Origin of the sequence: Streptomyces sp. KLMMK, from assembly GCF_036961605.1 — a bacterium.
Classification (GTDB): domain Bacteria; phylum Actinomycetota; class Actinomycetes; order Streptomycetales; family Streptomycetaceae; genus Streptomyces; species Streptomyces telluris.
Window position 1 is genome coordinate 1 of sequence record NZ_JBAMDC010000252.1, and the last position, 9809, is coordinate 9809.

9 protein-coding genes and 1 pseudogene are annotated in these 9809 nt (G+C 71.8%); 4 read left to right on the forward strand and 6 right to left on the reverse strand.

What is annotated here, in order from left to right:
- Nucleotides 1-10: 10 nt before the first annotated feature.
- A complete protein-coding gene (locus tag V7793_RS26800) occupies nt 11-1543 on the reverse strand; it encodes an MFS transporter (RefSeq protein WP_336010829.1) in 1533 nt (510 codons plus the stop codon).
- 148 nt (nt 1544-1691) lie between these two features.
- Between V7793_RS26800 and V7793_RS26805 the strand changes: the two genes are divergently transcribed.
- The gene (locus V7793_RS26805; RefSeq protein ID WP_336010832.1) at nt 1692-2441 is read left to right on the forward strand and encodes a TetR/AcrR family transcriptional regulator C-terminal domain-containing protein; all 750 of its coding nucleotides are present in this window, start codon (nt 1692-1694) and stop codon (nt 2439-2441) included.
- A 41-nt stretch (nt 2442-2482) separates the two neighbouring features.
- Here the strand turns inward: V7793_RS26805 and V7793_RS26810 are convergent, their stop codons facing one another.
- From V7793_RS26810 to V7793_RS26825, 4 genes are all read right to left on the reverse strand, one after another.
- Nucleotides 2483-3760, reverse strand: a complete 1278-nt coding sequence (locus V7793_RS26810) for a glycosyltransferase (protein WP_336010833.1) — start codon at nt 3758-3760, stop codon at nt 2483-2485.
- A 149-nt stretch (nt 3761-3909) separates the two neighbouring features.
- The gene (locus V7793_RS26815) at nt 3910-4416 is read right to left on the reverse strand and encodes a carboxymuconolactone decarboxylase family protein (protein WP_336010835.1); all 507 of its coding nucleotides are present in this window, start codon (nt 4414-4416) and stop codon (nt 3910-3912) included.
- Between the two features lie 84 nt (nt 4417-4500).
- The gene (locus V7793_RS26820; RefSeq protein WP_336010837.1) at nt 4501-4737 is read right to left on the reverse strand and encodes a hypothetical protein; all 237 of its coding nucleotides are present in this window, start codon (nt 4735-4737) and stop codon (nt 4501-4503) included.
- Between the two features lie 101 nt (nt 4738-4838).
- Nucleotides 4839-6113 (reverse strand): LmeA family phospholipid-binding protein, encoded by a 1275-nt coding sequence (locus V7793_RS26825; RefSeq protein WP_336010840.1) that lies wholly within the window; start codon nt 6111-6113, stop codon nt 4839-4841.
- A gap of 289 nt (nt 6114-6402) precedes the next feature.
- Between V7793_RS26825 and V7793_RS26830 the strand changes: the two are divergent.
- Nucleotides 6403-7203 (forward strand): annotated as a pseudogene (locus V7793_RS26830) (putative protein N(5)-glutamine methyltransferase); the annotation flags it as partial.
- Between the two features lie 209 nt (nt 7204-7412).
- Here V7793_RS26830 and V7793_RS26835 read toward each other — a convergent pair.
- Complete coding sequence (locus V7793_RS26835) at nt 7413-8282, reverse strand: pyridoxamine 5'-phosphate oxidase family protein (RefSeq protein WP_336010842.1); 870 nt, start codon at nt 8280-8282, stop codon at nt 7413-7415.
- Nucleotides 8283-8385: 103 nt separating this feature from the next.
- Here V7793_RS26835 and V7793_RS26840 point away from each other — a divergent pair, with 103 nt between their 5' ends.
- Both V7793_RS26840 and V7793_RS26845 read left to right on the forward strand, forming a co-directional pair.
- Entirely contained in the window at nt 8386-9027 is a 642-nt protein-coding gene (locus V7793_RS26840; protein WP_336010845.1) for a TetR/AcrR family transcriptional regulator, read from the forward strand.
- 359 nt (nt 9028-9386) lie between these two features.
- On the forward strand, nt 9387-9704 hold the full coding sequence (locus V7793_RS26845) for a hypothetical protein (RefSeq protein WP_336010848.1): 318 nt from the start codon (nt 9387-9389) through the stop codon (nt 9702-9704).
- The last annotated feature ends 105 nt before the right edge of the window (nt 9705-9809 follow it).

Below are 9809 nucleotides of genomic sequence, written 5' to 3' on the forward strand. Positions count from 1 at the left end.
GGCGGGCCGGTCAGGCGGTCGGCGCGGGGGCCTCTTCCGGGGCGGCGACATCGTCGGCCGGGGCCTCGGTCTTGTCCTTGCGCATGACCACCACGGCCAGCAGTGCGGCGGCCAGGACGCCGATTGCGCTGAAAGTGAGGGTGGTGGACATCGAGGCGGTGAAGGCGTCCTTGGCGGCCTGGACCAGGCCCGCGTCGCCCTGGGCGGCGGACAGCGCACCGTTGATCGACTGCTTGGCCTCCTCGGGGGCGCCGGCCGGCATCTCCGCGGAGAAGGTGCTGGTGAGCAGCGAGCCGAGGATGGCGATGCCGAGGGCGGTGCCGGCCTGCTGGATGGTGTCGTTCAGGGCGGAGCCGACGCCTGCCTTGTCGGCCGGGATGGTCGCCATCAGGGCGCCCACGGCGGCCGGCATGGCCAGGCCGGCGCCGAGGCCGAGCAGGCCGAGGGCGACCGCCGGGACGGTGAAACCGCTGTCGGTGGTGACGGTGGTCAGCAGGCCGAAGGAGCCCGCCATCAGGAGCATGCCGGCCAGGATCAGCCGGCGGTGGCCGGCCTTGGTGGCGAGCTTGGCGCCGACGCCGTTGCCGATCAGCGCGGCCACGGCCAGCGGGGTGAACGCCAGGCCGGCCTTGACCGGGGAGTAGCCGAGGACCGACTGGAGGTACTGGGTGAGGACCAGGAGCAGGCCGCCGTTGCCGATCTGGACCAGGGCCAGCGAGATCGAACCGCCGGTGAAGTTGCGGTGCTTGAAGAGGACCATCGGGACCATCGGCGAGGCGGTGGTGTTCTCCCAGACGACGAAGCCGGCCAGGGAGACGACGGCGACGGCGAGGGTGACCAGCCCGCGGCCCTCGAAGGCGCCGTGCTGCGGGATCTCGACGATCCACCAGACCAGGGCGGTCATGCCGACGGCGGAGAGGACGGCGCCCAGCGGGTCGGGCTTCTGCCAGGGGGCCTTGGACTCGGGCATCAGCAGCAGACCGGCGGCCACGGCCAGGACGACGACCGGGACGTTGATGAAGAAGATCGAGTGCCAGGAGAAGCGGTCGATCAGGATGCCGCCGAGGACCGGGCTGCCGACCAGGCCGAGCATCGACACCGAGCCCCAGGCCGCCATCGCCTTCGGGCGCTCCTCCTCGTCGAAGACCGTGATCAGGATCGACAGCGTGGACGGCATGATCAGCGCACCGCCGACGCCCATGGCCACGCGGACGGCTATGACCTCGCCCGGGGTGGTGCAGAACACCGCGGCCAGCGACGCCGCCCCGAAGAGCAGCAGACCGATGATCATCACTTTCCGGCGGCCGAACCGGTCGCCGAGGCTTCCCGAGGTCAGCAGCAGACCGGCGAAGACCAGCACGTAGGAGTCGAGGATCCACTGGATCTGCTGGGGGCTCGCCCCGATGTCCTCGGTCATGGCCGGTACGGCGACGGTCAGCGCCATGCTGTCGACCACCAGGACCAGCGTGCTGAGGCACAGCACGATCAGGATCCACCAGCGGTGCGGACTGCGGGTCTCCGACCCTGCGACTGAGGCTGCCATCGGGCTTTCCTTTCGGGTTGCGCACACCGTTCCGATGTTGCGCACACTGTTCCGGGCGATGCGAACACCGTACGCCCATGCGTACAGTGTTCGCAACCCATGAACCCTGTACGCTGAATGCGCACAACGTACGCAAAGGAGCGAGCCGATGGCCGCCGACAAGAAGCCGCAGCCCATTCCCTCCGTCTGGACCCGGCGCCCGCGCACCGCGGAACAGCCCGGGCTGTCCCAGGACGCGATCGTCCGGGAGGCGATCGTGATGCTGGACGCCGACGGCATCGAGGCCCTGAGCATGCGGAAGCTGGCCGCTCGGCTGAACGCGGGGGCGACGTCCCTGTACCGCCATGTCGCCACCAAGGACGAGCTGATGGAGCTCGCCGTGGACGAGGTCTTCGGCGAGATGGTCGTACCGCCCGCCGACTCCGCGGACTGGCGGACGGCGGCCGCCCAAGCCGCCGCGTCCTTCCGTGCGACGGCCCTGCGCCACCCCTGGCTGTCCTCGGTGCTGGGCCAGGCCGGCCTGGCCTACCTGGGCCCCAACCTGATGGCCTTCTCCAGCCGGATGGCGGCCCTGTTCATCAAGGCGGGCTTCCCTGACCCCACCCTGGCGATCGACTCCCTCATCGCGTTCGTGATGGGCATGAGCAGCGCCGAGGCGGCCTGGCTGACCACGGTGGCCCGGTCCGGCGACACGGAGGCCGGCCTCATCGCCCGCCTCATGCCCGAGGCCCAGCAGGCCGCCGAGGGCCACGAGAACCTGACCGAGGCGTACGTCCGGGCCGCGACCGAGGCGCTCGACCCCGTCGGACTGCGTGATTCCAAGTTCGCCTACGGCCTGGAGGTCATGCTCGACGGGCTGGCGCTGCGCCTCCCTGCCGGGACGCCGCCCGCGGAGTGACCCGGGCGCCGTTCGGCGCGGACCGGGCGACTATCCCCGGGTCACCGGGCCAGTGCTGCGACGGCTTCGACGACGGGGGCCGCGCCGTCTTCGGCGGCCAGTGCGGTGCGGAGCGCGGCGGCCCGCGTGCGCCGGGCCGGTTCGCGCACCGCGCGGGTGATGAGGGCTGCGAGGCGGTCCGCCGTCAGGTCCGCCATCGGCAGGACTCCGGGCGCGACGCCGAGGGAGCGGAGCCGGGCGGACCAGAAGGGCTGGTCGTAGAAGACGGGCACCGGGACCGCCGGTACGCCGGCGCGCAGGCCGGCCGCCGTGGTGCCGCAGCCGCCGTGGTGCACCACGGCCGCGGTGCGGGGGAAGAGCCACCGGTGGGACACCTCGCCGACGGTCAGGATGTCGTCCCGGGTGTCGTCGCTTCCGGCCTCCAGCCCTGACCACCCGGCCTGCACCACGCCCCGGACCCCGGCCTTGCGCAGTGCCTCGGTGCACACGGCCGAAAGCCGCCGGCGGCCGTGCGGCGCGTGGTGCCCGCCGCGCGGCGACGGCATGCTGCCGAAGCCGATGAAGACCGGCGGCGGGCCGGCGGCGAGGAAGTCGGCCAGCCGCGGGTCCGGCTGCCAGGCGCTCGTCTCTTCGGCCCACCAGTAGCCCGCCAGCCGGTGCTCGGAGGGCCAGTCGGCCGGGCGCGGGACGACGTGCGGGCTGAATCCGTACCAGACGGGCCAGTTCGCGGCCAGGCGCCGGCGCGCGGTCCGGCTCAGCGGCGGCAGTCCCAGCTCCGCCCGCACCCACCGCACGGTCGACGCGGATTGCTGGTGGAACGCCCGCCAGAGAGCACCGGAGATGAGCCGGTTGCCCGTGCGTCCGGCGGAGCGGCGGCCGAGCGCCATCGGTGCGAAGTCGCCGGTCGGGGCGACGGGTTGCAGCAGCGCGCCCGTACTGGGTACGCCCAGGCCGTCGGAGACCGCCTTGGCCGGCAGCGCCGTCTGCCCGGAGGCGACGACGACGTCCGCGCCCTGCCGCACCGCCTGGAGGATGCCGTGCGCGAGATCGGCCGTGTAGGCGGCCCCCTGTCTGGCGATCGTGAGCGTCCCCAGGGGGCCGTCCGCGCGGCCGGAGAGCCTTTGCGCGCACGCTTCGTGCATGTCCCTGGGATCGAGGGGGAGGTGGCGGAAGCCCAGTCCGCAGGCGCGGATCAGGCCGGCGAAGCGCTCGTGGGTGGCCACGGTCACGGCGTGGCCCGCCTGCCGCAGGCGGACCCCGAGGCCGGTGAACGGCGCGACGTCCCCCGTGGAGCCGCTGGTGATGAGCAGGACGTGCATGACGCCGACTCCCTCACGGGAAGGAATGGAGCGAATCGGCACAAACTATAGAGGTGGCGGGGCGTGGCCACGGGAACGGCCACGCACGCGCAGCCGCGCCTACCCGGCCCGCCTCAGTTCCACGGCCCGCCTCAGTTCCATGGCCCGCCTCAGTTCCACGGCTCGTTGAACGACCGGCCGGGGACGGGCTTGGCGATGAGGGCGATCGGGATGAAGAAGCTGACCTGGCCGATCGCGATCATCAGGGTGGCGAGCGCCTTGGGCTCGTAGTGCTCGGCCACCTGCGCGTAGAGCTCGTCGGAGACCCGCTCCCCGTGAGCGGAGGGCTGCAGGACGGCCTCCACCAGCGCCAGCGCGGCCCGCTCGGCAGCGGTGAAGCAGGGCGCGTCCTGCCAGGACGCCACCGCGGTGATCCGCTCCTCCGGCTCCCCGGCCTTGCGCAGGAAACCCGCGTGCAGGACGGTCAGGTACGTGTTGCCGACGATCTGGCCGGCACGCAGCTGGAGCAGGCTGATCGTGGTCCGCGGCACCGAGCGGTTGCCGGTGGCCTTGAACAGCGCCGCCGACACCTCGGCCAGCTCGGGAACGAGCTCCAGGGGGTCCACGGCCATCCGGGGGGCCGCCGGAACCTCAGCAGTGATCGCACGCGCTTCCATCGTTGTCTCCCTCAGGGCTTCATCATCGCTGTCACTGCACTGACGGATGGCGCCGGGGAAGTGTGACGGACGGGCGAAACTTTTTTATTTGCGGTGGCAGACGAACGTCTTGGTCCCGTCGTCACCGGTCTGGATCACGGCACTGGCACAGCCCTCCGGGCAGCGGGGCGGCGCGGCGTGGGCACTGCGCTGCCGTTCCGGGGGGTAGGTGCACACGGAGCAGTACCACGCGGGCTTGTACGGGTACGTCACGTCCCACCACATGGGGTTGCGGCAGTGCGGGCACCTGACCAGGGGAGGGCCGTTCCGACCAGCGTTCATGGCGGCATGCTGCTCCACCGGCCGGGGTTACGAGCCCGGCCCGCAGCCTGTTCACCCGTCCGAGGAGGGGGCGGCGCGGTACGGGCCCCGTTCCCGCGGCCCTACGGCGTTCTGCCCACCGGCAGCTCCATGCCCCTCAGCGTGGCGCGGATTCCGTCCTTCTCCACTCGCACGTCGCGGAGTTGCAGGTCGCGCGCCTCCTTGGGGAGGGAGAACGAGAAGGTCAGGCGGTCGGAGAGCTCAGGCGGTTTCATGTGGATCAGGCCGCCGATCAGCTTCGGGTCGATGCCGAGCTTCTTCAGCAGCCACGGGTTGTCCATCACCGCATCGATGAGGTTGACGTGCGTCAGCCGTTCGACGAAGCGGGGGGCGCCCGTGAGGCGGTGCAGCTTCTCCTCGTTCCTGAGAGCTGCCGCGGCGTCCTGCTGCGACACGCCCAGCCGCTCCGCCAGCGCCGGGACCGAGAACAGCGCCTTCGCGCGTGCCGCGTCGCGGCTGATGCGCTCGGCCGTCTCGCGGTGCAGGGTCAGCCCTCTGCCCTTGCCGGGGCGGTACGTGGCGATGCCCGGCACGTCGAGGCTCATGTCGTCCACCTCCGTGGACAGGCCGCGGCTTCCGTTCAGCTGCAGCTGCGCCTGAGCGCGTACGTGCAGTTCCTGACCTCCCACGGTCAGTTTTCCGTCGGCGCCGATCGTATGGTCGGTGCGGCGGGTGAAGGCGATCTGCGAGGCGGCGAGCTCGCGGTTCATGTCGGCGAAGGACAGCAGGACTTCGCCTTCCAGGTCGCCGATGACGGCGCCGCGTACGTCGCTCGGCAGGTTTCCGGTCAGCTGGATGTCGCGGCTGCTGGCATGGACCTTCGCGAGCGACACGCGGTCCGCGGCCACGTGCGGAACAGTGACGTCCACACGCTTCAGGCGCTTCTCCAGGACCTGGGTGAGGAACGGGAACCCGTGGATGTCCACCTGGGGAGCGGCCGCCAGGTGGAGTTCCTGCTGAAGCTTCTGCTGCGCCTTCTTCTCCGCGTACATCTGCGCGCAGCGGTCCGCCAGCACCAGGATCCCGGTGCAGAGCGAGAGGGCGATCAGCAGCTTGACGGTGCGGGGCGCGGCGGAGAGGGGGCTCCGGCGGCGGCGGTGGCCGCGCTTTCCGCGGCGGTGGTTCGGCGGGGACCAGGGCTCGTCCTCGTCGGGGTCCCCGTGGAGGAGCTGGAGGGGGAGGACCGTGAGCGGCTGCGTGTCCGTCAGCGAGGGTGCCTGGCCGGGCTTCTGGTCGGGCTCCTGGCTGGGCTCCTGGCCTGGCTCCGGGTCCGCCAGTGACGCGAGTTCGTCATAGGGGTTGGGGGGACGGGAAGGTATGCGTGTGGGGGTTCGCATCGCCATATCCCACCACGCGCGAACCCCCGGAACGCAAGCGCTACCGGCAGTACGTCCGAAAACGGAGCCAATGCCCCCGCGGCAGCGTGCCCGAACCCGCGCCGGTGTCCCGGATCGTTGCGCCTCCTGCCGATCATGTACTGTGGCGGCAGTTGGCAGGAAACCGTCCTAGGAGGTGAGACCCATTACCGCTGTTGCAGGCTGGGTGCTCTCTTCTCCTGGTTGTACGGTCGCTTCCTCTCTCTAGCCGACCGCGAGAGCGCCCTTCGGTCATCCGGAAGGCTTCTCCATGTTCAACCCCTCTTTCTCCGCCTCTTCTTCTTCCGCTTCTTCCTTCCCCCTCGTCGTTTCCAGGCTCCGCGCCGCCGGCTGCGTGTTCGCCGAGGACGAGGCCGGGCTGATCCTCTCCGCGGCGCGCACGCCCGACGAGCTCGACGGCATGGTGGAGCAGCGTGCGTCCGGCCTGCCACTCGAACACGTGGTCGGCTGGGCGGAGTTCTACGGCCTGCGGATAACCGTCGACGCGGGCGTCTTCGTTCCGCGGCGGCGTACGGAGTTCCTCGTCGGGCAGGCCCTCGCGCTCAGCTCTCCGCGTGCCGTCGTCGTCGACCTGTGCTGCGGCTCCGGGGCGGTGGGCGCCGCGCTGGCGTCGGCCGTGGAGGGCATCGAGCTCTACGCCGCCGACATCGACCCCGCGGCCGTGGAGTGCGCCCGCCGCAACATCGGCGCGAGCGGCGTCGTCTACGAGGGGGACCTCTACGAGCCCCTGCCCGGTGCACTGCGCGGACGCATAGACGTGCTCGTCGCCAACGCGCCCTACGTGCCCACCGACGCCATCGCCCTGCTGCCGACCGAGGCGCGTGACCACGAGGCGCGGGTCGCGCTGGACGGGGGGTCGGACGGGCTCGACGTACAGCGGCGGGTCGCCGCCGCGGCGGTCTCCTGGCTCGCGCCGGGCGGCCACCTGCTGGTCGAGACGAGTGAGCGGCAGGCCTCGCGGACGGTCGAGGCGTTCGTGGGGAGCGGGCTGGTGACGCGGGTCGTCGAGTGCGACGAGCTGGATGCGACAGTCGTCGTCGGGACCAGGCCCGGAGGTGGCCGACGGGCGCGGAGCACGCAGGCCGGGGCCGCGTACGCCGGGGCCGCGTACGCCGGGGCCGCGTACGCCGAGGCCGAGCAGGCAGCGACCACGCACGTCGGGACCACGTACGTCGGGACCACGCATGCCGCGTCTGCGTACGAACGGCCCGGCGCCGTACTCAGCCTGTAAGCCGGCCGGGTGCGCGCCGCCGGGCCCGCTCACCCCGGGTGGTCCGTCGTCGTGCGGACCACCCGCTCCACGTCGATCTCCACCACCCGCTCCACCTCCGGCCCCCACCGCTCCGGCGGCGGCCGGTGGTCGACGGCCGCGCGGCCGCTGATCTGTACGGTCCGCCCGGTCGCGAAGTCGGGCAGCACCAGCCCGACCCGGGGGTGGCTCCACAGGTTGCCGAGGGTGTTGAACAGGGCGTTTCCCGAGTAGTCCGGCAGCTCGACCCGCCCCGGGCCGGCCACCCGGAGGAAGCCCGCCGGCCCGCCGCGGTGGGAGACGTCGGCTCCGGCCCCGGGGTGCCGGGTGGCGATGAACAGGGTGTCCCTGCGGGCGATGAACCGGCGCTCCCAGTCGGTCAGCCGGGTGAGTGCGGTGGTCTTCGGGCCCTGGGAGAACGGCGCGGGGTCCACCAGGCGCCGGCGGATGTGGCGCGGGCAGTTCCCGTACGCCTCCTCCACGTCCATCTCGATCACGGACGCGTCCCAGCGGCGGACGCGGCCGTTGACCCGGAACCTGCGGCGCCGGATGAAGTCCATGGCGATGAGGGCGACCTGGCCGAGAGGGCCGTCCGGCACGCAGGGGTCCCCCTCGGGGCGCGCGGCGCAGATGCGTACGGCCTTCGGCCCCGTCTGTACGAACCCGGCCTCGCCGGTCAGGACCGTGGCCCACATCCGGCCCTCCGCGTCGGCCGTGCCCAGGGCCACGCACGACACGGTGGAGAGGAACAGCCCGGCGACGGGGGAGAGCTGCTCGCCGAGGATCCCCGCGATCCGGGCCGCCCTGGCGTCGGCCCCGGCGGCCCGCTGCACGGCCCGCTCACCCTCGTGGAACGTACGGACGCGCGGCGCGGACGTCATGCTGCGGCCTCTAACCGTACGGCGGTGAAGCGGAGTTGAGGCGTCATGAACGAGACGGTACCGTACGGTACTTTCTCCTGAGTGCCGCCCCTAGACTGACGGCATGCCAGTGAAGCCGGGAGCGAGCATCGATCCGCGTGCGACCCGGGCCCGCGTGCTGTCCAGTGCCGTCCAGCTGTTCTACGAGCGTGGGGTGCACACCGTCGGGGTGGACGAGATCGCCCGGCATGCGGGCGCCTCGAAGCTGACGATCTACCGCAACTTCGGCTCCAAGGAAGGTCTCGTCGAGGCGGTGCTGGAGTACCGCAGCGAGCACATCCACCGGTGGCTGGTCACCCACCTGGAGGGCGTGCCCGCCGGCCGCGAGCGCGTGCTCGCCCTCTTCGACCTGCTCACACGCTGGTACGCACGCGACGGCTACTGCGGCTGCGCCGTGATCAACGCCGCCGTGGAGACGCGCCACCTCGACGGCCCGGTGCGGCAGCTGCCCCGCGCCCACCTGACGCGCTACCGCGAGCTGCTCGAAGAGCTGCTCGCGGGGGCGGGGGCGGGGGCCGGGCGGGCGGAGACCCTCGCCCGGCACCTGCTGATCCTCATCGAGGGCGCCACGACGATCACGGCGATCGACGGGGACCCCGCGGCCGGGCACGACGCGCGGGCCGCGGCGGTAGTCCTCCTCGACGCGGCCTGCGCCGTCCCGGCCGCCCCGGCTGCCCCCGCCGCCGCGCGTCCGCAGCGCTACTGACCTGAGCCGCCTGAACGTTTACGCCCTCAGCGGTGTTCACTTCTTGGCCATGTTTACGGAATTGGCCGAAATTTCGCCGGAACGGTTCTGCCCTTGTGATGCATGGGTCCCAAGGGCTCTCTGAGGGGCGCGGGCCGGGGGCTGTCAGGCGTGCCGGGGGTTTATTCGGGAGTGGTCATGCTTGCGAGGGAATGGGGAGGGGCGGGTGGTTCGCCGGGGATTCGGTGGGCAAACCTCGGATCGCGACGTCGAAAACCCCGCCGGGCGGTCGGCCAACTGCTCGGCGCTGCGCAGTGGTTCCGTGCACTCGGTCTGCTCGCAGCAGTTCCGCTCAGCGTTCTCGTTCTGGAGGAATAGAAATGGCAAGCACCCGCACTGCTCGCGTCCTCACCACTGCTGCCGCTCTGCCTGTGGCGGCGGTCCTTCTCTCCGGCGTGGCCCACGCCGATGACGACGGCAACGGCAACCAGGTGGCCAACCGCGGTTCCAACGCGGCTGCCGCGGCGGTCGTGGGGAGCGGCGTCGGGGGCTCCAACCACGGGAACTCCACGACGGGCCAGCAGCAGGCCACGGGTACCGGTGCCTCGAACCAGAACAACACCGCGAGCGTGAGCGGGCCGGCCCGCACGGCCATCCGCCAGGACAACGTTTCGGTGGTCTTCACCAACGTGTGGTAGCCCCTGGGCCCCGGGGGCGGGGCGGCACCGCCGGTCTGCTGACGTGGCCGGTGATGCGGCAGGCTGGTTGATCGGCTTTTCATGAACTGGGTCAGGTGATGGTCG

Excerpts from the sequence above, each read along its gene's own strand:
- V7793_RS26800 (WP_336010829.1), bottom strand. The coding sequence starts at position 1,543 with ATGGCAGCCTCAGTCGCAGGGTCGGAGACCCGCAGTCCGCACCGCTGG.
- V7793_RS26805 (WP_336010832.1), top strand. The coding sequence starts at position 1,692 with ATGGCCGCCGACAAGAAGCCGCAGCCCATTCCCTCCGTCTGGACCCGG.
- V7793_RS26810 (WP_336010833.1), bottom strand. The coding sequence starts at position 3,760 with ATGCACGTCCTGCTCATCACCAGCGGCTCCACGGGGGACGTCGCGCCG.
- V7793_RS26815 (WP_336010835.1), bottom strand. The coding sequence starts at position 4,416 with ATGGAAGCGCGTGCGATCACTGCTGAGGTTCCGGCGGCCCCCCGGATG.
- V7793_RS26820 (WP_336010837.1), bottom strand. The coding sequence starts at position 4,737 with ATGAACGCTGGTCGGAACGGCCCTCCCCTGGTCAGGTGCCCGCACTGC.
- V7793_RS26825 (WP_336010840.1), bottom strand. The coding sequence starts at position 6,113 with ATGCGAACCCCCACACGCATACCTTCCCGTCCCCCCAACCCCTATGAC.
- V7793_RS26835 (WP_336010842.1), bottom strand. The coding sequence starts at position 8,282 with ATGACGTCCGCGCCGCGCGTCCGTACGTTCCACGAGGGTGAGCGGGCC.
- V7793_RS26840 (WP_336010845.1), top strand. The coding sequence starts at position 8,386 with ATGCCAGTGAAGCCGGGAGCGAGCATCGATCCGCGTGCGACCCGGGCC.
- V7793_RS26845 (WP_336010848.1), top strand. The coding sequence starts at position 9,387 with ATGGCAAGCACCCGCACTGCTCGCGTCCTCACCACTGCTGCCGCTCTG.